This is a genomic window from Enterobacter cloacae complex sp. IR5402 (genome assembly GCF_049238125.1).
Lineage (GTDB): Bacteria > Pseudomonadota > Gammaproteobacteria > Enterobacterales > Enterobacteriaceae > Enterobacter > Enterobacter hormaechei_C.
Genome location: NZ_JBMKHO010000003.1, coordinates 130,625 through 151,269, shown reverse-complemented (window position 1 = coordinate 151,269; position 20,645 = coordinate 130,625). Strand labels below are relative to the sequence as shown.

20 protein-coding genes and 1 other RNA gene are annotated in these 20,645 nt (G+C 55.3%); 10 read left to right on the top strand and 11 right to left on the bottom strand.

Translation table 11 applies throughout. The annotated features are described in order from the left end of the window. Positions 1–46 precede the first annotated feature (46 nt). Complete coding sequence (acrR, locus tag ACOTXL_RS07000; RefSeq protein ID WP_032608669.1) at positions 47–700, bottom strand: multidrug efflux transporter transcriptional repressor AcrR; 654 nt, start codon at positions 698–700, stop codon at positions 47–49. Between the two features lie 141 nt (positions 701–841). On the opposite strand from acrR, the gene acrA reads away from it, so the two are divergent. The 6 genes from acrA to ACOTXL_RS06970 all read left to right on the top strand — a co-directional run bounded on the left by acrA (position 842) and on the right by ACOTXL_RS06970 (position 7,679). After that, entirely contained in the window at positions 842–2,035 is a 1,194-nt protein-coding gene (gene acrA / locus ACOTXL_RS06995) for a multidrug efflux RND transporter periplasmic adaptor subunit AcrA (protein ID WP_045350599.1), read from the top strand. Between the two features lie 22 nt (positions 2,036–2,057). Then, a complete protein-coding gene (acrB, locus tag ACOTXL_RS06990) occupies positions 2,058–5,204 on the top strand; it encodes a multidrug efflux RND transporter permease subunit AcrB (RefSeq protein ID WP_022650497.1) in 3,147 nt (1,048 codons plus the stop codon). A gap of 510 nt (positions 5,205–5,714) precedes the next feature. After that, on the top strand, positions 5,715–6,089 hold the full coding sequence (gene tomB, locus ACOTXL_RS06985) for an Hha toxicity modulator TomB (protein ID WP_006809850.1): 375 nt from the start codon (positions 5,715–5,717) through the stop codon (positions 6,087–6,089). Positions 6,090–6,116: 27 nt separating this feature from the next. After that, positions 6,117–6,335, top strand: coding sequence for an HHA domain-containing protein (locus tag ACOTXL_RS06980; protein WP_015571250.1), 219 nt, complete (start codon positions 6,117–6,119; stop codon positions 6,333–6,335). 208 nt (positions 6,336–6,543) lie between these two features. Further along, complete coding sequence (gene maa, locus ACOTXL_RS06975; protein ID WP_022650496.1) at positions 6,544–7,095, top strand: maltose O-acetyltransferase; 552 nt, start codon at positions 6,544–6,546, stop codon at positions 7,093–7,095. Positions 7,096–7,211: 116 nt separating this feature from the next. Then, positions 7,212–7,679 (top strand): YlaC family protein, encoded by a 468-nt coding sequence (locus tag ACOTXL_RS06970; protein WP_022650495.1) that lies wholly within the window; start codon positions 7,212–7,214, stop codon positions 7,677–7,679. Here ACOTXL_RS06970 and ACOTXL_RS06965 read toward each other — a convergent pair. After that, entirely contained in the window at positions 7,651–9,111 is a 1,461-nt protein-coding gene (locus ACOTXL_RS06965; protein WP_032608667.1) for a PLP-dependent aminotransferase family protein, read from the bottom strand. The two genes, ACOTXL_RS06970 and ACOTXL_RS06965, sit on opposite strands and share 29 nt — an antisense overlap. A 101-nt stretch (positions 9,112–9,212) precedes the next feature. Between ACOTXL_RS06965 and ACOTXL_RS06960 the strand changes: the two genes are divergently transcribed. Continuing rightward, complete coding sequence (locus tag ACOTXL_RS06960; protein WP_022650493.1) at positions 9,213–9,923, top strand: GNAT family N-acetyltransferase; 711 nt, start codon at positions 9,213–9,215, stop codon at positions 9,921–9,923. Here ACOTXL_RS06960 and ykgO read toward each other — a convergent pair. Beyond that, complete coding sequence (ykgO, locus tag ACOTXL_RS06955) at positions 9,920–10,060, bottom strand: type B 50S ribosomal protein L36 (RefSeq protein ID WP_003859006.1); 141 nt, start codon at positions 10,058–10,060, stop codon at positions 9,920–9,922. The genes ACOTXL_RS06960 and ykgO overlap by 4 nt on opposite strands. 2 nt (positions 10,061–10,062) lie before the next feature. Next, positions 10,063–10,323 carry a type B 50S ribosomal protein L31 gene (locus tag ACOTXL_RS06950; protein ID WP_015571255.1) on the bottom strand — a complete coding sequence of 87 codons (261 nt, stop codon included), beginning with the start codon at positions 10,321–10,323 and terminating at the stop codon, positions 10,063–10,065. Positions 10,324–10,539: 216 nt separating this feature from the next. Between ACOTXL_RS06950 and ACOTXL_RS06945 the strand changes: the two genes are divergently transcribed. Then, complete coding sequence (locus ACOTXL_RS06945) at positions 10,540–12,099, top strand: EAL domain-containing protein (RefSeq protein ID WP_023315534.1); 1,560 nt, start codon at positions 10,540–10,542, stop codon at positions 12,097–12,099. A 51-nt stretch (positions 12,100–12,150) separates the two neighbouring features. Here ACOTXL_RS06945 and ACOTXL_RS06940 read toward each other — a convergent pair whose 3' ends face one another. The 3 genes from ACOTXL_RS06940 to ACOTXL_RS06930 form a co-directional block, all read right to left on the bottom strand. Next, complete coding sequence (locus tag ACOTXL_RS06940) at positions 12,151–15,240, bottom strand: beta-galactosidase (RefSeq protein ID WP_045350600.1); 3,090 nt, start codon at positions 15,238–15,240, stop codon at positions 12,151–12,153. Positions 15,241–15,343: 103 nt separating this feature from the next. Further along, a complete protein-coding gene (locus ACOTXL_RS06935) occupies positions 15,344–16,414 on the bottom strand; it encodes a LacI family DNA-binding transcriptional regulator (RefSeq protein ID WP_032608661.1) in 1,071 nt (356 codons plus the stop codon). A 77-nt stretch (positions 16,415–16,491) separates the two neighbouring features. Then, a complete protein-coding gene (locus ACOTXL_RS06930; protein ID WP_032608660.1) occupies positions 16,492–17,103 on the bottom strand; it encodes a YczE/YyaS/YitT family protein in 612 nt (203 codons plus the stop codon). Between the two features lie 84 nt (positions 17,104–17,187). Between ACOTXL_RS06930 and ACOTXL_RS06925 the strand changes: the two genes are divergently transcribed. Next, positions 17,188–18,609, top strand: coding sequence for a PLP-dependent aminotransferase family protein (locus tag ACOTXL_RS06925; protein ID WP_022650488.1), 1,422 nt, complete (start codon positions 17,188–17,190; stop codon positions 18,607–18,609). A gap of 70 nt (positions 18,610–18,679) precedes the next feature. Here ACOTXL_RS06925 and ACOTXL_RS06920 read toward each other — a convergent pair whose 3' ends face one another. The 3 genes from ACOTXL_RS06920 to ffs all read right to left on the bottom strand — a co-directional run bounded on the left by ACOTXL_RS06920 (position 18,680) and on the right by ffs (position 19,486). Further along, entirely contained in the window at positions 18,680–18,895 is a 216-nt protein-coding gene (locus tag ACOTXL_RS06920; RefSeq protein WP_015571263.1) for a hypothetical protein, read from the bottom strand. After that, positions 18,892–19,143 carry a hypothetical protein gene (locus tag ACOTXL_RS06915; RefSeq protein ID WP_006809862.1) on the bottom strand — a complete coding sequence of 84 codons (252 nt, stop codon included), beginning with the start codon at positions 19,141–19,143 and terminating at the stop codon, positions 18,892–18,894. The genes ACOTXL_RS06920 and ACOTXL_RS06915 overlap by 4 nt, the downstream gene beginning before the upstream one ends. Before the next feature lie 246 nt (positions 19,144–19,389). Continuing rightward, positions 19,390–19,486, bottom strand: an RNA gene (gene ffs, locus ACOTXL_RS06910) — signal recognition particle sRNA small type. Between the two features lie 170 nt (positions 19,487–19,656). On the opposite strand from ffs, the gene ACOTXL_RS06905 reads away from it, so the two are divergent. Then, positions 19,657–19,968: an MGMT family protein gene (locus ACOTXL_RS06905; protein ID WP_003859016.1), complete on the top strand. Its 312-nt coding sequence runs from the start codon at positions 19,657–19,659 to the stop codon at positions 19,966–19,968. Between the two features lie 37 nt (positions 19,969–20,005). Here ACOTXL_RS06905 and ACOTXL_RS06900 read toward each other — a convergent pair whose 3' ends face one another. After that, positions 20,006–20,533 (bottom strand): YbaY family lipoprotein, encoded by a 528-nt coding sequence (locus tag ACOTXL_RS06900; RefSeq protein WP_045350601.1) that lies wholly within the window; start codon positions 20,531–20,533, stop codon positions 20,006–20,008. Positions 20,534–20,645 lie beyond the last annotated feature (112 nt).

The window sequence follows — 20,645 nt, the reverse complement described above, 5'->3', positions numbered from 1 at the left end:
GCAGAATAGTACGACGGAAAGGGTCTACGATTTTTCCCGTACCCGATCAGGTAGAACGGGGGTGATGCTTACTTTGAAGGGTCGGACAGAGCTGGCACATCTCAAGAAAAATGTCGACATAGCTGCGCGCCTCTGATCTGAGATCGAACGACTCCGGAGCAAAAAGCCAGTTTTCCATCAGGCCGGAAATATAGCTGCGCATCAGGATCGCCGCCCGGCGGGTGAGTAAGGTAGCAGGAAGCATTTTGGCCTGCATGCACTCCGTGAGGACCTGTTCGATGCGATCGTAGCTTTCCAGACACAGGTCGCGTTGCGCCTGCTGAACCACCGCCATTTCGCCAACGAACTCACATTTATGGAAGATGATTTCCATCATCAGACGGCGGCGCTCTTCAACAACTGTCGCTTCAAGGATATATACTAGAATTTCTCTTAACACAGAGAGTGGATCGTGAGGGAATTTTGCCCGATACTCACTCTCAAGATCGCTAATGCTGGACTCTGAAAGCTCCCAGATTTCACCAAACAGATCGGACTTGTCTTTGAAATGCCAGTAAATCGCTCCCCGCGTGACGCCCGCGGCCTGAGCAATCTGTGCCAGCGAGGTTGCCGAAACACCCTGCTGTGAGAACAAACGCATTGCCACATCCAGAATGTGTTGTCGGGTTTCCAGCGCTTGTTGTTTGGTTTTTCGTGCCATACGTTGATGAATTTACAGGAGTCAGATTTACATACATTTATGAATGTATGTACCATAGCATGACGATAATATAAACGCAGCAATGGGTTTTTAGACTCAGGACCCTTGATCAATTTGAAATCGGACACTCGAGGTTTACATATGAACAAAAACAGAGGGTTAACGCCTCTGGCGGTCGTTCTGATGCTCTCAGGCAGCTTAGCGCTTACAGGATGTGACGACAAAGAGGCTCAACAAGGAGCTCAGCAGGTGCCAGAAGTTGGCGTCGTGACGCTCAAATCCGAACCGCTCCAGATGACAACAGAACTACCGGGCCGCACCAGCGCCTATCGCATTGCGGAAGTGCGTCCGCAGGTAAGCGGTATCATCCTGAAACGTAACTTCACCGAAGGCGGTGATGTCAAGGCAGGTGAGTCTCTGTATCAGATTGATCCAGCAACCTACCAGGCGTCTCATGAGAGCGCTAAAGGCGATCTGGCGAAAGCAGAAGCGGCAGCCAAAATTTCGCAGCTGACGTTGAATCGTTACAAGAAGCTGCTCGGCACGCAGTACATCAGCCAACAGGATTATGATTCAGCCCTGGCCGATGCGCAGCAAGCCAACGCGGCCGTTGTGGCGGCGAAAGCGGCGGTAGAAACCGCGCGTATTAACCTGGCCTACACCAAAGTGACCTCCCCTATCAGCGGTCGCATTGGTAAATCTGCCGTCACCGAAGGTGCACTGGTGCAAAACGGTCAGACCAACGCACTGGCCACCGTGCAGCAGCTTGACCCGATCTATGTTGACGTTACCCAGTCCAGCAACGATTTCCTGCGTCTCAAACAGGAGCTGGCAAGCGGTCAACTGAAACAGGAAAACGGTAAAGCCAAGGTTGAACTGGTTACCAACGACGGTATCGAGTTCTCGCAGACCGGTACACTGGAATTTTCTGATGTGACCGTCGATCAGACCACCGGCTCAATCACCATCCGGGCCATTTTCCCGAATCCGGATAAAACCCTGCTGCCGGGTATGTTCGTACGCGCCCGTCTTGAGGAAGGGACTAACCCAAGCGCCATTCTGGTTCCTCAGCAGGGTGTGACCCGTACGCCACGCGGCGATGCGAGCGCGCTGGTTGTGGGTGCCAATAACAAAGTCGAAATGCGCAATATCACTGCAACGCAGGCGATTGGCGATAAGTGGCTGGTGACGGAAGGTCTGAAAGATGGCGATCGCGTGATTATTACTGGTTTGCAAAAAGTTCGTCCTGGCGCGCAGGTCAAAGCGCAGGAAGTGAAATCTGACGACAAACAACAAGCGTCGGCCGCTGGCCAGTCAGAACAAACCAAGTCTTAACTTAAACAGGAGCCGTTAAGACATGCCTAATTTCTTTATCGATCGCCCCATATTTGCGTGGGTGATCGCCATTATCATCATGCTGGCCGGGGGACTTGCGATCCTGAAGCTGCCTGTTGCGCAATATCCAACGATTGCGCCACCGGCAGTAACGATCTCCGCAACCTACCCGGGCGCTGATGCGAAAACGGTGCAGGATACCGTTACGCAGGTTATCGAACAGAACATGAACGGTATCGATAACCTGATGTACATGTCCTCAAACAGTGACTCAACCGGTACGGTTCAGATCACCCTGACCTTTGAATCCGGTACGGATGCGGACATTGCGCAGGTTCAGGTGCAGAACAAATTGCAGCTGGCGATGCCTCTGCTGCCGCAGGAAGTACAACAGCAGGGCGTGAGCGTCGAGAAATCGTCCAGTAGCTTCCTGATGGTTGTCGGCGTGATCAACACCAACGGCACCATGACGCAGGAGGATATTTCCGACTACGTGGGCGCCAACATGAAGGACGCCATCAGCCGTACGTCAGGTGTGGGTGACGTTCAGCTGTTTGGTTCCCAGTACGCCATGCGTATCTGGATGGATCCGAATAAACTGAACAACTTCCAGCTGACGCCGGTTGACGTGATTAACGCCATCAAAGCGCAGAACGCCCAGGTGGCAGCCGGTCAGTTAGGCGGTACGCCGCCGGTCAAGGGCCAGCAGCTTAACGCCTCGATCATCGCGCAAACCCGTCTGACCTCCGCGGATGAGTTCAGCAAAATTCTGCTGAAAGTGAATCAGGACGGTTCGCAGGTTCGCCTGCGTGACGTAGCGAAAGTGGAGCTGGGCGGCGAGAACTACGACGTTATCGCGAAGTTCAACGGCAAGCCGGCATCTGGTCTGGGTATCAAACTGGCGACCGGCGCTAACGCCCTGGACACCGCGACGGCTATTCGTGCAGAGCTGAAGAAGATGGAACCGTTCTTCCCGTCAGGTCTGAAAATCGTTTATCCGTATGACACTACGCCGTTCGTAAAAATTTCGATTCACGAAGTGGTAAAAACCCTGGTTGAGGCGATCATCCTCGTCTTCCTGGTAATGTACCTGTTCCTGCAAAACTTCCGCGCGACGCTGATCCCAACCATCGCCGTACCGGTTGTATTGCTTGGGACCTTCGCGGTTCTGGCGATATTTGGCTACTCGATAAACACCCTGACGATGTTCGGGATGGTGCTCGCCATCGGCCTGCTGGTGGATGACGCCATCGTGGTGGTCGAAAACGTCGAGCGTGTGATGGCGGAAGAAGGCCTGCCGCCGAAGGAAGCAACCCGTAAATCTATGGGCCAGATCCAGGGCGCGCTGGTCGGTATCGCGATGGTACTGTCCGCGGTATTTATCCCGATGGCCTTCTTTGGCGGCTCTACCGGTGCGATTTACCGTCAGTTCTCCATCACCATCGTTTCGGCGATGGCGCTGTCGGTACTGGTTGCGCTGATCCTGACGCCAGCCCTGTGCGCGACGATGCTGAAGCCGATTCAGAAAGGCGGACACGGCGAGCATAAAGGGTTCTTCGGCTGGTTCAACCGCATGTTTGATAAGAGCACGCACCACTACACCGACAGCGTGGGTAACATCCTGCGCAGCACCGGTCGTTACCTGCTGCTCTATATCATCATCGTGGTGGGGATGGCATTCCTGTTCGTTCGTCTGCCAAGCTCGTTCCTGCCAGATGAAGACCAGGGCGTGTTCCTGAGTATGGCGCAGCTTCCGGCCGGTGCGACGCAAGAGCGTACGCAGAAAGTGCTGGATGAGATGACCGACTACTTCCTGACCAAAGAGAAAGACAACGTCGAATCCGTGTTTGCGGTTAACGGCTTTGGCTTCGCGGGTCGTGGTCAGAACACCGGTATCGCCTTCGTTTCTCTGAAAGACTGGTCTGAACGTCCAGGTGCAGAGAACAAGGTAGAAGCCATTACCGGCCGCGCGATGGGCACCTTCTCACAGATTAAAGATGCGATGGTCTTCGCCTTTAACCTGCCAGCGATTGTTGAACTGGGTACGGCGACCGGCTTCGACTTCCAGCTGATTGACCAGGGCGGTCTGGGCCACGAAAAACTGACGCAGGCGCGTAACCAGCTGTTTGGCGAGGTGGCAAAACACCCTGACCTGCTGGTGGGCGTACGTCCTAACGGTCTGGAAGATACGCCGCAGTACAAGATCGATATCGACCAGGAAAAAGCGCAGGCGCTGGGTGTTTCCATCAGTGACATTAATACCACGCTGGGCGCCGCCTGGGGCGGTAGCTACGTTAACGACTTCATCGACCGTGGTCGCGTGAAGAAAGTGTACGTCATGTCCGAAGCGCAGTACCGCATGCTGCCGAACGATATCAACAACTGGTACGTTCGCGGTAGCGATGGCCAGATGGTGCCGTTCTCCGCCTTCTCAACCTCGCGCTGGGAATACGGTTCGCCGCGTCTGGAACGCTATAACGGTCTGCCATCGATGGAAATCCTCGGTCAGGCAGCGCCAGGCCGAAGCACCGGTGAAGCCATGAACCTGATGGAAGAACTGGCCAGCAAACTACCTGCGGGTATCGGCTACGACTGGACCGGCATGTCCTATCAGGAACGTCTGTCCGGTAACCAGGCCCCTGCCCTGTACGCCATTTCACTGATTGTGGTGTTCCTGTGTCTGGCGGCATTGTATGAGAGCTGGTCGATTCCGTTCTCCGTTATGCTGGTGGTTCCGCTGGGGGTTATCGGTGCACTGCTTGCCGCAACCTTCCGTGGGCTGACCAACGACGTTTACTTCCAGGTGGGCCTGCTGACAACCATTGGCTTGTCGGCGAAGAACGCGATACTCATCGTCGAATTCGCCAAAGATCTGATGGAGAAAGAAGGAAAAGGCCTGATTGAAGCCACGCTGGAAGCCGTTCGTATGCGTTTGCGTCCAATCCTGATGACGTCCCTGGCGTTTATCCTCGGCGTTATGCCGCTGGTTATCAGCTCCGGCGCGGGCTCCGGCGCACAGAACGCGGTAGGTACGGGTGTAATGGGTGGTATGGTCACGGCGACCGTTCTCGCCATCTTCTTCGTACCGGTGTTCTTCGTGGTGGTTCGTCGCCGTTTCAGCCGCAAAAATGAAGATGTTGAGCACAATCATTCGGTAGAACATCACTGATACCGGTTTCACATGATAAAAAGGCCGCATTTGCGGCCTTTTTCATTTTCAGAAAAAATCATAAAATAGACCTATTGCTTTTCTATTTATTTTCTTCTTTTTAAATGAGGCCTGGCATAATAGGCCGATAACTTACACCAGGGACTCAGCCTTCTTTTATTATCATTTTGCGGCGTAAATTATTCGGACTATTCCTAAGTAACGGAAATTATCTGAAGATATCTGGTTTCGGACTTCACATGAAACTTTGCGCTAACTCAATGAATTTTAAGGAACCGATAAAAAATGTTTTTTTATTTGATTAACGTGGTTGCTGCAAAAGGTACATTTGCGTAAAGGCTCGCACAGTAACGATTTAATTGTAATTTTTCGTAATAGCGCGGTGAAATCTTGATCAGAGTGGCTTATAGTTAGAGTTATCAGGAACACAGCTCCCATGTGGCTAAGCAAGTTGTATCCATCCCGACATGATGTTCGGTGAGTAAAAAATCACTCAGAAGGGGATGCGCTATGGACGAGTACTCGCCAAAAAGGCATGATATCGCGCAGTTGAAATTTCTCTGCGAATCCTTGTACCATGACTGCCTTGCCAATCTTGAAGAAAGTAACCATGGCTGGGTGAACGATCCAACGTCTGCTATCAATTTACAGCTTAACGAGCTGATCGAGCATATCGCCACCTTCGCACTTAATTATAAAATTAAGTACAATGAAGATAATAAGTTGATAGAGCAAATTGATGAATACCTGGACGACACCTTTATGTTGTTCAGCAGCTACGGCATTAACGCACAGGATTTGCAGAAATGGCGTAAATCAGGAAACCGCCTATTTCGCTGCTTCACTAATGTCAGCAGAGCTAATCCGGTTAGTCTTTCCTGTTAAAATTATTACAATTACTAAGGTGAATTTATGTCTGATAAACCATTAACAAAAGTCGATTATTTGATGCGCCTGCGACGCTGCCAGTCAATTGACACCCTCGAACGTGTTATTGAAAAAAATAAATACGAGCTCTCTGATAATGAACTGGCGGTATTTTATTCAGCTGCCGACCATCGTCTGGCTGAACTAACCATGAATAAACTGTATGACAAGATCCCCTCTTCGGTATGGAAATTTGTTCGTTAATCGTTGAAGAGAGACTGTAAAGGCATTACGCCCGTTGTTAAGCTGAATTTACCTTTCGAATTACGCTTCAAGTGCAAACGCCAGGTTCCCGTATAAAACGTATTTATGCGCATAAATGTTGTGACTCCCGTCACAGCCGCTTTTAGGGAACGTTCCCTTTCTGGTTAATCCTCTTTACGCTGCGTAAAACGATTCCAGAGAGGTTCCCATGAGTGAAGAAAAACAGAAGATGATTGCAGGTGAATATTACCGCCCTGGCGATGACACGCTGAGGGCTGACCGTTTACGCGCGCGTCATCTTGTTCACCGCTATAACCATACCGCACCCGATGAGAAGGCCGAACGTCGCGCCTTATTAGCTGACCTGCTGGGCCAAAGCGAAGGCGCCTATATAGAACCGAGCTTCCGCTGCGACTACGGGTATAACATCTATCTGGGCAAAAATTTTTATGCCAACTTTGACTGCGTCATGCTGGATGTCTGCCCTGTCCGCATTGGCGATAACTGTATGCTTGCGCCGGGGGTGCACATTTATACGGCCACGCATCCTCTGGATGCGACCGAACGTAACAGCGGGCTGGAGTACGGTAAACCGGTCACCATTGGTGATAACGTCTGGATCGGCGGACGTGCGATCATTAACCCGGGCGTAACCATTGGCGATAATGCGGTTATCGCTTCCGGCGCGGTAGTGACCAAAGACGTGCCGGCCAATGCTGTCGTGGGCGGCAATCCGGCGAAAATCATTAAAATGCTCTAAGCGCATCCTGAGTAACTGTTATGCTTTTTCCTGGCATAACTGTTACTTTCATCGCGTAAACCCCTCTCATAAAATAAGCAGATCACCTGTATTTTCAACAATCATAAAGGCAAAAAATGACAGAGATACAGCGCCTGCTTACCGCCACCATCGACGATCTCAATACTCGCGAAAAGCGCGACAATCGCCCGCGCTTTAGCATCAGCTTTATTCGCAAACACCCCGGGTTGTTCGTCGCCATGTACGCCGCCTGGCTGGCAACGCTTATCGTCATGCTGAAGTCTGAAACGCTGGTCGATTCCGTCTGGCTGCTGGTAGTGCTGTTCGTGGTGTTTAACGCGTTTTTCTTTTTCGACGTCAATCCGCGTTACCGGTATGAAGATATCGACGTACTCGATTTCCGCGTGTGCTACAACGGGGAGTGGTACAACACGCGTTACGTGCCGAAGGAGCTGATCGACAGCATCCTGCACTCGCCGGCTGTCGAAGCCGGGCAAAAAGAGAAGTTGCAGAAAATGGTCACCACCAAGGGCCAGCTCTCTTTTTATGATGTCTTTACCCTTTCCCGCCCCACTGCTGCGTAATTAACGCCTGAAGACGTCGGATACCCGGCGCAAACTGCGAAGCAGAGGTATTGCCGTAACCTAAAACCAGACCGGTTTGCCCCTGCTTCGTCTCAAGGTAATATCCGCTCAGCGCAGCGGGTGCCAGCTGAAACGCTCTTGCCTGCTCCACCAGCCGCTGGTCGTCGATACCGTCAATCGCCAGCGCCAGGTGCATCCCTCCTTCTCCGGCAAGAACGCGATGCGGCGTATGAAGCTCTGCGCTTAGCACCTCTCGCAGTTGGCGGTATCGCTTACGATAAAGTCGGCGCATGGCGGCAAGATGTCGCGCATAGTGGCCTTCCTCAATAAACAGCGCCAGGGTGCGCTGTTCAGCGCGATGCCCGCCGCGCAGCAGCGAGCCGATGGCGGGACGTGCCGCCTTCGCCAGCGCTGGCGGTAACACCATGAACCCCATTCGGAGCGACGGAAACAGCGTTTTGCTGAACGTCCCCAGATACACAACGGGCGCGTTGTTGACCATACCCAGCATCGCCGGGACGGGCTCACCGGTATAACGGAATTCGCTGTCGTAATCGTCCTCAATGATCCACGCGTTGTGCTGCCGGGCCAGTTCCAGCAGCGCCAGACGCCGCCGCGCGCTGAGTACGCTTCCGTAAGGGAACTGATGCGATGGCGAGGTAAAAATCAGCGTGGGTGAAGGCGCACACAGCCCTTCCCAGCACATCCCCTCGTCATCCACCGGTATGCCGGTCATCGCCAGGCCGGTTTTGACAAAAGCGCTTTTGGCGCCGCTATAGCCGGGATTTTCCACCCAGGCGACATCCCCCGGCTCGCTTAACAGCATTGTGCACAGATTGACGCCCTCCAGCGCCCCTTCGGTTATCACTATCTGGCTGGCGTCACAGTCAATGCCGCGGGAGAGCGCAAGATGGCGGGCAATGGCGGCCCGTAGCGACGGCTCGCCGGCAGGGTCGCCATACCCTAACAGGGCGCTTCCCTCCTCGCGCAGGACGCGATCGTACAACCGCCGCCACAGCGGCAAGGGGAAATAGTTGATGGCAGGCGTTCCCGGCGTAAACGCCATCACCGGAGTGTCACGCGGCACAGGCGCGGGCAGCCGGGCGACACGTTTTGTCAGCCTGACGTCCGGGTCCGGTAATGTCCGGGCAATCGTACGAGGAGCGAATTGCCCCACCCGCGTGCCCTGGCGGCTACGCAGCAAATAACCTTCGAGCGTGAGCTGGTCCAGCGCCGCGTTGACGGTATTTCGGGACACCGAGATCTGATGCGCCAGCGTTCGTGAGCCGGGCAAATGGCTGCCGGACCGAAGCCTTCCGCACAGTATGGCCTCCCGCAAAGCAAGATAGAGCGCGCGCTGGAGCGTCTCTGTCCCACGTTTTTTCAGCGCAGCATGGAGCAAGGTGTATAGCTCATCACCCGGTATATTCATCATTCCTCCTTGTGGTACCAGAAAAACATAACCTGGTGGTTCTTTTTAAGGAACCAGCAATTCATTAATCTGGAGATCTTCTTAACATCATGGAAATAAAGATGAATACATTCAATGAGTTTGGTCAACCTGTAGGGGAAAGCCTTATCGACTGGCAGCCTCGGCCGCACCCGTCCCGGGTGGTACTTCAGGGTCGCTATTGTCGGCTTGAGCCGCTGCGCATGGAGCATGCCCACGCGTTGTTCTCTGCGTATTCCGTGGCCGGAGATACCCGAAGCTGGACGTGGCTGCTGCGTGAGCCCGATGCCACCGCAGAGGAGTTTGCCGAATGGGTGGCGAGCGTAAGCGAATTAGCCGATCCCATCCACTTTACCGTTATCGATAACCAGACCCAGTCTCCTGTCGGGACGCTGTCCCTGATGCGGATCGATCCTAAAAACGGCGTCGTGGAAGTGGGACATGTTCACTTCTCGTCACTGTTAAGCCGCACGCCCATGTCGACAGAAGCGCAGTATCTGCTGATGCGGTACGTGTTCGATACCCTGGGCTACCGGCGTTATGAATGGAAGTGCAATAGCCTGAACGAACCCTCCCGCAAAGCGGCCCTGCGTCTTGGCTTTCAGTTTGAAGGGCGTTTTCGCCAGGCGCTGGTCATTAAAGGCCGAAACCGGGACACCGACTGGTTTTCAATTCTCGACAAAGAGTGGCCAGCGCTGGCGAGCGCCTTTGAAAGCTGGCTTGCCACCGACAATTTTACTGCCGATGGCAAACAGAAAAGATCCCTGGAAAGCTGGCGAGAAACGCGCGTCTAGCGCCTTTTTTTACGCCCCTGCACCGCCTTAAAGCGCGGGTTAGATTTGCAAATCACGTATAAGCGTCCCTTGCGTTTGACTATCTGGCAATCCGGGTGACGCTGTTTTGCACTGCGCAATGAGTTAAGCACCTGCATGATTAGCCTCGCTTCGCATCAAGAAAGCCGCCAAAACGCTTGCGGAAGCGTGCCGCGCTGCCATCTGTCGAGAAGGTCTTCTGCTTCCCGGTGTAAAACGGATGTGATTTAGAGGAGACATCAAGAGTAACGTAAGGATACGTTTTCCCCTCAAGCTCAATTTCACGATCTGTCTTAATCGTTGAGCCAACTTTAAAATATTCATTAGCCGTGGTGTCGTGAAACACAACGGTGCGATAGGTTGGATGGATATTCGGTTTCATCTCTGGCCTTCATGTATTGTTATAACATAACAAAATACTATCTGAGCTTTGCTGCAAAAACAACCCCTGTGACGCGCAGCCTGTTTTTGAAAGGTTTATTCAGATACCTGCCTGAGACGGTTGCATGCTATAAATATATCATTTACCGATAAAAACTTTTTCCTCTGGCGCGCAAACTCCAGGCCCGGGGCGGGCATATGGGAAGGATAAAACAGCATGCGAACCCGACATCTGGTCAGCCTGGTGACAGGCGTACTGATCTTCTCTGTGCTGGTCCCTGTGTGCCTCAGTATCTGGCTGGCGCATCGTCAGGCTGAGGAGAAATTTGTGGACGCGCTGGACAGCTATGCCTCGCGTGTCCTGATCCGTACCGACAGAGTCGTTGCGCAGGCAAAACAGGCGCTCACGCACCTACAGACATTCCACGCCCCGCCCTGCACTCCCCCGCATTTACGCGAAATGCGCCGGGTCGCGTTCTCATGGCGCTATATCCAGGAAGTGATGTATATCGATAACCTGAAACCGCTCTGCTCATCGCTTGAACAATCCAGTGATACGGCGATCTTACCGCCCCCAATGCGGATCACCGAAGATGGTTATAGCGCGTGGCTCACCTCGCAAAACGACCTCGGCATTCAGCGTTATATGGCCGTTCTGGGGAAAGGACATTATCTGGTAATGGTCGATCCGGCGTCGCTTGTGGATGTTGTTCCGTTTGGTGAAATCTCAATGGATGCCGCCCTGGTGGGCAGCTCAACCCATCATATATTTGCCAGAAGCAATGTTCTCGACCCGTATATTCTCTCTGTCGTTAAGGAGCAGCAGGACGTTACGCGCGTGCAATACAACGGCTCAATGTACGTGATGAAACCTGTACCCGAACTGGGGTTTACGGTGATCGCTTGGGCGTCGTTAAAACCGCTGGCGGCTTCCTGGCACCAGCAACTGATCATCTGGCTACCGGCTGGCATACTGCTAAGCCTGGTTGCTGCCCTTATTGTCCTGCGCATTCTCCGCCGTTTGCTGTCCCCGCGTCACCGCCTGATCGACGCGATCAACAACCGGGAGATCGAGGTTCACTACCAGCCCATCGTGGCGCTGTGTAGTGGAAAACTGGTGGGTGCTGAAGCGCTGATGCGCTGGCCGCAGCCAGATGGCAGTAACCTGTCGCCTAATCTCTTTGTTCCGCTGGCTGAGCAGACAGGGCTTATTTCAACGCTGACGCGGCTAGTGGTAAATGAGGTATTTGAGGATCTAGGCGCCTGGCTACACCATCACCCGGAACTGCATATTTCTGTCAACCTTGCGCCATCGGATTTAACGTCCCCCGAGCTGCCTCGCCAGCTGAGTCAGTTGCTCAACAAATGGGGCGTCCACCCGCGCCAGATCGCCCTTGAATTAACCGAGCGCGGGTTTGCCGATCCTGCCGTCAGCGTACCTGCTATCGCTGCATTTCGCCGCGCCGGGCACGCTATCTACATTGATGATTTTGGCACGGGTTACTCCAGCCTGAGCTATTTGCAGGATCTGGATGTCGATACTCTGAAGATTGATAAATCCTTTGTGGATGCGCTGGAGTACAAGCACGTGACTCCCCACATCATCGAAATGGCCAAATCGCTTAAACTGGCGATGGTCGCAGAAGGCATTGAAACTGAAGGGCAGATCGAATGGTTGCATCGCCACGGCGTGCAGTACGGCCAGGGCTGGTATTTCAGCAAGGCGCTGCCTAAAGAGGATTTCATTCTCTGGGCCGCGCACAACCTCAGGAAATAAACCGATTGTGCGGTGTTACGTGCGGCCACGGCAGTGGCCGCACGTTTCGGCTCAGCCGTTCTGCTGCCAGCTAAACGTGTAGCGCAGCCGGCGGTTTTGCAGAATGAAGGCCGGGGCTACGCTCGGGCTCCATGAGTCGTCCCCCCCTACGCCCATGTGAAACGCATCAAGATTCAACCAGCAGCCAGCCTCTTCCCGCAGCAAGTGCTGATGCGTTGTCTCATGCAGCTGCCGCTGGCTATAACGGCTCAGGGAGAAATGGAACTGTCCCTGCAACTGATGGGAGCCAAACGTCAGCTCGCGGGTGTCGCAGCGCAAACCGTTCTCCGTCGGGAAGATATACGGCGTCTGCATCTCTTCCAGCGGTAACGCCCAGCGCCCCTGCTGCGCCGCCAGTTTTCTGTCCGGATAGTTTTCCAGCGGGCCTAGTCCCAGCCAGCGCACCGTTTCCGGGATATCCGCCAGCATAACGCTCAGGCCCACGCGAGCGGGCTCAGGAATGTCAGACGCCACCGTCACCTGCACATCACCGTGCAGCACCCCGTGGTCATCAATCCGCCAGACCTTGCAGCTTATAAACAGCGCTTTACCCTGATGCTCCCAGACGTGCTGCGTGGTCACCACCACCTCACGGTTATGCTGCTCCGCTTCACACTGGAGGAGGCGCGCAGACATCTCATACATCCCTGCCGCTTTCCAGCGTTCCACCCACGCGTTCGGATCGATGCGGGTCGCCTCGCTGACGCCAATGTCATTGTCCAGCGGCGCGCGGGTGAAGTTATCCGTTAGCGGAGAACGGAGCGTTTCAGCGCCCTCGTTCCACCACTGGGTCAAGTTTCCGGTGAGACGGCTAAACTGCCAGCGCTGCTGCTGATGAGTAATGTCCAGCGCCTCGTCCTGCACCGTTAGCTGCGGAGGGGTTCCGCCTGCTTTCGGTGGCGCAAGGTACAGCGGCGCCGGGAGCAGCCACTGATCCCAGGCACAACGGTGGCCGGGCGGCGACCACGGCGTGGCCTGCGGCTGAACGATCTCCACGTTGAGCCAGACCTCGCCCGGCTCAGCGACAAGTTCAGGCAGCGGGATCTCAACGTGCTGCGTCCCCTCGGGCGCAACAGAAAGGGGGGTTTCGCCGGAAGCCAGTACCGCACCGTCACGCGCCACCGACCATCGCAGATACTCGTTGTCAGTATGACGGAACACATAATCGCTCTGGATCTCGACGACCAGCGGAGCGGTGCTCACCAGCGTAAAGGTAAAGAACTGCTGGGCACGCTGCGCCTCGTAAAGGGCGGGATGCGGAGTGCGATCGGGAAACACCAGTCCGTTGAGGCAGAACTGACGGTCGTTGGGCTTATCGCCAAAATCGCCGCCGTAGGCCCAGAATACCGTGCCGTCTTCCGCTTTTTTCGTCAGCGCCTGATCGACCCAGTCCCAGACAAAGCCGCCCTGCAACCGGGGATGGCTGCGGAATGCCTGCCAGTAGCTGGCAAAGCCGCCAAAGCTGTTGCCCATCGCGTGGGCATACTCGCACAGGATCAGCGGACGGGTTTCGTCCGGCATACCAATCCACTTTTTAATCGACCACTTTGGCACCGCCGGGAACGGCTGATCCTGATCGACGCGAGCGTACATCGGGCAGACAATATCGGTTGCCGCCGTACTGGCGCCGCCGCCTTCATACTGCACCGGCCGCGTGGGATCGGTGGTTTTCAGCCAGCGGTACAGCGCATCGTGATTCGCCCCATGCCCGGACTCATTCCCCAGGGACCAGATGATGATGGACGGATGATTCCGGTCCCGCTGCACCATACGCGTTACGCGTTCGCTCATGGCAGGCAGCCAGCGCGGATCGTCCGCCAGGCGGCTCATTGGCACCATGCCATGGGTTTCAATATTCGCCTCATCAACCACGTACAGGCCGTAGCGATCGCAAAGCGTGTACCACAGAGGATGGTTCGGATAATGCGAGCAGCGCACGGCGTTGAAGTTATGCTGCTTCATCATTTCGATGTCGCGGCGCATGGTCGCCTCATCCATCACCTGCCCCTTCTCAGGATGATGTTCGTGACGGTTCACGCCGCGGATCAGCAGCGGTTTGCCGTTAAGCTTCAGCTGGCCGTTGCTGATTTCGACGCGTCTGAAACCGACATCGCAGGCTTCAGTCTCCAGCACGTTACCCTGCGCATCCCGAAGCGATATTGTCAGCCGATAGCATTCCGGTGTTTCAGCGCTCCATAGCGCAGGAGCGTTCACGGGTATCGCCACCCTAAGCCGTTCTGCCCAACTGCCGCGTTCGTCCACGATGGCCGATCCGGGCTGCTGCGTGGTTTGCGCGCAGGCTTCGCCGTTACGCCACAGGGTAAACGCCACCTCGCATTCGGCGTAGCGTGTGCCTTCCAGCGCAACGTCAACCCGGAGTATCGCCCGATCGCATTCGGCATTCAGATCGGTCACGATCTGATAATCGGCAATTCGCGTTTCCGGCTTGTGCAGCAGCGAGACGTCACGGAAAATGCCACTCATCCGCCACATGTCCTGATCTTCCAGATAGCTTCCGTCGCACCAGCGTAACACCATCACCGCCAGGCGGTTCTGCCCCGGTCGCAGCACCGCGCTGAGATCGAACTCCGCAGGCAGACGGCTGTCCTGCGAATAGCCCATCCACTGGCCGTTACACCACAGATGAAAAGCTGAATTCACCCCGTCAAAAATAATGCGGGTTTGCCCGCTGCACATCCAGGCGTCATCCATCTCAAATGTGAGCGAGTAACAACCGGTTGGGTTTTCAACCGGAACATAGGGCGGGTTCACATTTATCGGATAGGTGACGTTGGTATAGATGGGAGTATCAAATCCCTGCATCTGCCAGTTCGACGGCACGGGCATCTCAACGGCATCAGCCAGATCGTCCGTTATCCATGCCTCCGGAACCTGCTCTGGCGCCGGGAAAAAGCTGAATCGCCAGATGCCGTTAAGCAGACGCTTGCTCCGCGAAGGCTTATCCTCGCGGGCGAAGGTTTCATCGCGCCAGCTATGAAAAAGCGCGTGTGCGGCCAGACGATTCCACTGCGTCACACCCGGGTTTTCCCAGTCACGACGCGCCAGAAGTGCGCTGAGAGTCAGCGGCAATGTAGAAGACATATCAACCTCTTTGCGAAGCGCTCACAATTTTAGCCAACATGCCCTGGTAAACGGTAGCGGTAAAGACTTTGATCGTCACCAGGCGAGCACGATCACAAAAGTGCTAGCTGCGCGCCAGTTTCTCCGCCAGCAGCGCCAGCGTTCTGAGCTGTTGCGCAAGATCTTCACGATCGGCCTGCTGTGCGGCGCGCGGCGCGGTGGAATGACGCACGATCAACGTAACGGGAAGTTGTTCCTGCCTGCGTTCGTGGTGATGGGCAGGTGCCATCAGCCACTCCACGCTGCGCTCACCGGCCTCGCGGAACGCCTGCCGAACGGTGGTGAGCGGAGGTGAAAACCACGCGCTGTCAGCCGTATCATCAAACCCGACAACCGAGATCTGCCCCGGTACCGCAACGCCTTTTTCCGCACAGGCGCGTAAAACGCCAAGCGCCATCTGATCGTTAGCGACGAGGATCGCCTCCGGCAGCTGCGCGCCCGCCAGGAGCTGATGCCCTTTCTCATAGCCCGAAGCCGCGCTCCAGTCGCCCTGCGCCACCGCAAACGCCTCCACGTCGGCCTGAGCCAGCGTGGTTTTCCATCCCGCCAGACGAGCCCGGGCAGAGACAGAACTTTCCGGCCCGGCGAGCAGCGCAATTCGCTGGTGCCCCAGCGAAAGCAGATGCTCTGCCCCCAGGGCAGCGCCCTGTTCGGCATTGAAAACGAGACTGTTAACCCGAGCTGTGGGGGACACATCGAGAAAAAGAACCGGGGTCGGCGAGGCCATTTCCTGAAGCATTTCTGCCAGGGCATCTTCCAGCGGAACGTTCACCAGCAGCGCCTCTACGCGCTGCGCCAGTAATTCCTGCAAAGCAGCCTGACACTGCGCGGGTTGCTCCACCATGGAGATGAGTACGCTAGCCCCCTGCTCCACTGCCCGGGATTTTACAGCTGAGGCGATTTGCGACGGCGCATGTAGCGCCAGATCGCTGGTCATCAGCCCCAGCGTGCGGGTGCGTTTCCCGGCCAGCTGCTGCGCGCCACGGTTGGGCACATAGTGTAGCGCCGCCATGGCCTGCCGGACCTTTTCCCGCGTACGGGCAGAAACGTGTTCCGCGTCGTTAATCACCCGGGAAACGGTCTGATAAGAAACGCCTGCCACGCGGGCAACGTCATAAAGAGTGATCGCTTTCATACATTCTGGCGTCGTGAAAAGAGAAGTCTCTATTCTGACACAGTTACGCCATCATAGCCTGTGAGCGCTTCGCAAAATTAAACAATCCGCTCCGGCTGTGGAGCTTTCTGAATGCGCGGTCTCGGGCGAAACCACGGCAAACAAAGCTGGATCAGCGGGCCGATGGTTAATGCATACAGCACGGTTCCAACGCCAAACGCTCCCCCGAGGAGGTAGCCGACGATCAACACAGTCACCTCGATCGCGGTACGCACGCTGCGGATCGACCAGCCCAGCCGGGCGTGTATGCCGGTCATCAGGCCGTCGCGCGGGCCTGCGCCAAAACCCGCGCCGATATACATCCCGGTGGCAAGGGCGTTAACCACAATGCCGGAAACCAGCAGGGTGATGCGCACGGGCAGCGAGGTGAGCTCAGGGATCAGCGCCATTGACGCATCTGCCGCCAGACCAATACAAATCACATTACTGATAGTGCCCAGCCCCGGCAGCTGACGCAGCGGGATCCACAGCAGCAGCACCGCTGCCCCGGTTAAAATAATCACCGTGCCGATGCTCATCCCTGTCTGGATGGCGACGCCAAGGTGAAAGACATCCCAAGGGTCGACACCCAGATCCGAACGAATAAACATCGCGGTTGAAAGCCCGTACAGGCCTAAACCGACATAAAGTTGTACCAGACGACGTACCATTTTCTCTTCTCCGAAGTACCAGGTTCCATCTTCGGTGAAAATGGCACTATGATTAATGTCCAGTTTTCAAATAGTGGACTGCACATGTCATCACGTCGTTTTGGAAGCCAGTCTCTGGTACGCCTGTTAGGGCACTGGCAGCAAGCCTCTTCCCGTACCCCGCTGTGGCGCCAGCTGGCTGACGCGTTACGCCTGTTGATTCTGGATGGCAGGCTGGCGCTAAACACGCGCCTGCCCGGAGAGCGGGAGCTGGCCACCGCACTGAGCGTAAGCCGCACCACCATCAGCAGCGCGCTGGCGCATCTGCGGGAAGAAGGTTATCTGGAGAGCCGTCACGGCAGCGGTTCGCGGGCGATCCTGCCAGACAGCCGCGCCGTGCCCACGCTTTCCACAGCCAGTGCGGCGCTGGATCTCTCAACCGCCGCGCTCAACGCGGGGCCAGAGATCCACCAGGCCTACGCCCACGCGCTAACGGCCATCACGCCGAATCTGGCGCTGACCGGGTACGATCAGCTTGGGCTTCCGGCGCTGCGTGAAGCTATCGCCGCCCGCTACACCGCACGCGGTCTGCCCACCCGGGCAGACGAAGTGATGGTGGTGAACGGCGCCGTCAGCGGCTTTGCCCTGATCTTAAGAATGATGACCGGTCCCGGGGATCGCGTGGTGGTGGATCATCCCACTTACCCGCTGGCAATAGCCGCCATTCAGGGAGCACTATGCCGGCCCGTGGGCGTCTCGCTGCCTGAAACGGGTTGGGATACCGACGGTTTTGCCGCAACGCTCGCCCAGACCGCCCCGCGTCTGGCCTATCTGATGCCGGATTTTCATAATCCGACCGGGCGTTGCATGGATGCCGCGACGCGCCAGACCATAACCGACATCGCCGCGCAAACCCGCACCACGCTGGTGGTGGATGAAACCATGGTCGATCTCTGGTTCGATGCTCCCCCGCCGCCGCCGCTGGCCGCCTTTAACCCGGAGGCCGCGGTGATGACGCTGGGTTCCGCAGGCAAAAGTTTCTGGGGTGGGCTGCGTCTCGGCTGGATCCGCGCCTCGTCCCGCACTATCGCCACGCTCGCGCAGACGCGCGACACGCTGGATCTGGGTTCTCCGGTGCTGGAACAACTGGCCACGCTGTGGCTTATCGAAAACAGTGAAACCTTCCTGCCTGCCCGGCGGGAAATGCTGGCAGAACGTCGCGACCGCTGCGGCCAGATGCTGCGGGAACATTTCCCCGAATGGCGGTTTCAGGAAGCGGAGGGAGGGCTCTCATACTGGATTGAATTACCCGGCATGCTGGCGACGCAGCTGGCGGCACGCGCCGAGACGACAGGCATCATTATGGGCACCGGCACGCGCTTTGGGCTTTCAGGCGCGTTTGACCGCTATCTGCGAATGCCCTTCTCACTCAGTCCGCCAGAACTTGAAGAGGCATTATTGCGGATCAAACCGCTGTGGCGTGCGTTAAATAAAAGTGTAGCGCCAGTAAAACGGAGCCTGGTGTAAATTATTCGCCAGAAACAATAAAAACTGCTGACTGTAACGCATGCAGTCAGCAGTTTTCGTGAAGAACAGCTTAATGTTGAGGAGGAATCGGGAAGCCTTTCAGCGAAATAATGAAATTATCCCCTTCTTTCTTTATTTTTGCACCGGTATCACACCAGTCAGACGCAATTCGAAAGAACTCATCACTTCCTACATTCCAGCCAAGACGAACATGTTTCACGTAGCCGGAACGTAACAGATTGCAGGCCTCGTTGTAGTCACTGGCAGTCGATAGTTGTTGTTTCATTTTCTCTTCTTCAGAAGTTTACGTAGTGCTTTGATTTCTTTAGGAGTAAATGGAGTTACGCTCTCTTCTTCCGTATGCTGATTATCAACATCCTCTTCCGATACTCCCGCCTCTTCTACTGCTTCAAAAGCCAGCAGCAGCAGTTTCTCTGTGGTCACGCTTAAATTCTCATTATTGTCTTCCGCATAGTGGCGAAGTCTTTCTTTTAGCGCTTCATCAATTTTAACGTTTAAAACCGCAGTAACCATGATTGTCACATCCTTTCGGAACACGTGTTTAATTTAATACACGAAGATAAGTTTGTTATCCAGATATATATTTTTTAGCTTATGACAGAATAAAGGCATCCGAAAATAAAATGACAGTCTATTATTACAGGTTTATGACATTATTATTTCAGTTAAATGAAGGCTGTATTACAGAAAATACAATAGTCACATAATTTAGAAGGTTTATTCAGGGGAACAACTGAGAGGATCACAAATGGGTGGGGGCCCTGCCAGCTACATCCCGGCACCCACGTCGTCTGCCCTGGCTGCTTCCTTCCGGACCTGACCTGGTGAACAGAGTAGCGTTGCGGGAGAACCAACAGAGCCCCCATTGAGAGCGTTGATAACCAACGCGCTGGCGCATTATCCCTGTGGAGCACCTCAATTGCAAGCCGCTGGGAACCGTATGCTGGATTATTGCGCAAACTGCCCCGACAATCTTCTTTATCTTCGTATAACATTACCCTTCGCTGATTTCCCGCAGGAGAAACAATGGACGAACATGACACTTTCCCACAGCGAGTGTGGCAAATCGTGGCTTCGATTCCGGAAGGCTGTGTCACGACCTATGGGGAAGTCGCCCGGCTGGCGGGTTCTCCGCGCGCGGCGCGTCAGGTTGGAGGCGTGCTGAGAAGGCTACCGGAGGGAAGCACGTTACCGTGGCACCGGGTCGTCAATCGCCATGGTGCCATTTCCCTCACCGGGCCAGACTTGCAGCGCCAGCGTCAGGCATTACTCTCAGAAGGGGTGCAGGTGTCCGGGGCAGGACAGATTGATATGCAGAAGTATCGCTGGGAGTACTGACGCCCTCTCCCGTCAACATGGAGAGGGCGAAGGAAAATTACATCTGTGTTGGGGGTGTAGGCAGAGTCGGCTGATTGGTTTGCGTTGCAACAGGCACTTCAGTTTGCTGCACCGGTACCAGGGTCAGGTCGATTTTGGTGCCGCCTTTGTTGACCGCTTCCTGTACGGTATCGGTGATAAAGACCAGCTTATCGTTGATCGTTACCGCCGCGCTCAGGAGGATACGCGCGTTAGGCTGGACGTCAGACGGGTTGTAAGGCAGCACGAAGCTGAACGGCGCCTGTTTACCCTCTGTACGAACTGCACGCTGTGCAAGGACTTTAGACGGTGCATCCGCCAGAGACGCATCGGATAACGTGACCGTTAAAACCGCGTCCGGCGGCAGAGCGACTTTCTGTTTGATCCAGATGGTACCGGACACGTTAGGCTGTCGAATAGCTTGCTGTGAAAGGGTGTTAATCCCGTTTGGGGTCGCCGTTGGTACCGCTACATCGGCACTATTATCCGCACAGGCGGACAACGCCACCGCCATTGCAACACCGCTTAACATAGGCACGAGTTTCATTGAAGTCTCCTTATCATCAATGCACCGGCGGGATCGATCCCATCCGATGTCGTTTTATTCACATAACGTAAACAAGTGTGGCACAAATCACGGATTTATGCCTAATTTTGCC

Bases quoted from the DNA above. Each gene is read 5' to 3' on its own strand.
- ACOTXL_RS06950 (WP_015571255.1), bottom strand. From the start codon at position 10,323: ATGAAACCGAATATCCATCCAACCTATCGCACCGTTGTGTTTCACGAC.
- ACOTXL_RS06940 (WP_045350600.1), bottom strand. From the start codon at position 15,240: ATGTCTTCTACATTGCCGCTGACTCTCAGCGCACTTCTGGCGCGTCGT.
- acrA (WP_045350599.1), top strand. From the start codon at position 842: ATGAACAAAAACAGAGGGTTAACGCCTCTGGCGGTCGTTCTGATGCTC.
- acrR (WP_032608669.1), bottom strand. From the start codon at position 700: ATGGCACGAAAAACCAAACAACAAGCGCTGGAAACCCGACAACACATT.
- ACOTXL_RS06960 (WP_022650493.1), top strand. From the start codon at position 9,213: ATGAATACATTCAATGAGTTTGGTCAACCTGTAGGGGAAAGCCTTATC.
- ACOTXL_RS06970 (WP_022650495.1), top strand. From the start codon at position 7,212: ATGACAGAGATACAGCGCCTGCTTACCGCCACCATCGACGATCTCAAT.
- tomB (WP_006809850.1), top strand. From the start codon at position 5,715: ATGGACGAGTACTCGCCAAAAAGGCATGATATCGCGCAGTTGAAATTT.
- ACOTXL_RS06930 (WP_032608660.1), bottom strand. From the start codon at position 17,103: ATGGTACGTCGTCTGGTACAACTTTATGTCGGTTTAGGCCTGTACGGG.
- maa (WP_022650496.1), top strand. From the start codon at position 6,544: ATGAGTGAAGAAAAACAGAAGATGATTGCAGGTGAATATTACCGCCCT.
- ACOTXL_RS06915 (WP_006809862.1), bottom strand. From the start codon at position 19,143: ATGGTTACTGCGGTTTTAAACGTTAAAATTGATGAAGCGCTAAAAGAA.
- acrB (WP_022650497.1), top strand. From the start codon at position 2,058: ATGCCTAATTTCTTTATCGATCGCCCCATATTTGCGTGGGTGATCGCC.
- ACOTXL_RS06925 (WP_022650488.1), top strand. From the start codon at position 17,188: ATGTCATCACGTCGTTTTGGAAGCCAGTCTCTGGTACGCCTGTTAGGG.
- ykgO (WP_003859006.1), bottom strand. From the start codon at position 10,060: ATGCAGGTGCTTAACTCATTGCGCAGTGCAAAACAGCGTCACCCGGAT.
- ACOTXL_RS06945 (WP_023315534.1), top strand. From the start codon at position 10,540: ATGCGAACCCGACATCTGGTCAGCCTGGTGACAGGCGTACTGATCTTC.
- ACOTXL_RS06900 (WP_045350601.1), bottom strand. From the start codon at position 20,533: ATGAAACTCGTGCCTATGTTAAGCGGTGTTGCAATGGCGGTGGCGTTG.
- ACOTXL_RS06965 (WP_032608667.1), bottom strand. From the start codon at position 9,111: ATGAATATACCGGGTGATGAGCTATACACCTTGCTCCATGCTGCGCTG.
- ACOTXL_RS06935 (WP_032608661.1), bottom strand. From the start codon at position 16,414: ATGAAAGCGATCACTCTTTATGACGTTGCCCGCGTGGCAGGCGTTTCT.
- ACOTXL_RS06920 (WP_015571263.1), bottom strand. From the start codon at position 18,895: ATGAAACAACAACTATCGACTGCCAGTGACTACAACGAGGCCTGCAAT.
- ACOTXL_RS06980 (WP_015571250.1), top strand. From the start codon at position 6,117: ATGTCTGATAAACCATTAACAAAAGTCGATTATTTGATGCGCCTGCGA.
- ACOTXL_RS06905 (WP_003859016.1), top strand. From the start codon at position 19,657: ATGGACGAACATGACACTTTCCCACAGCGAGTGTGGCAAATCGTGGCT.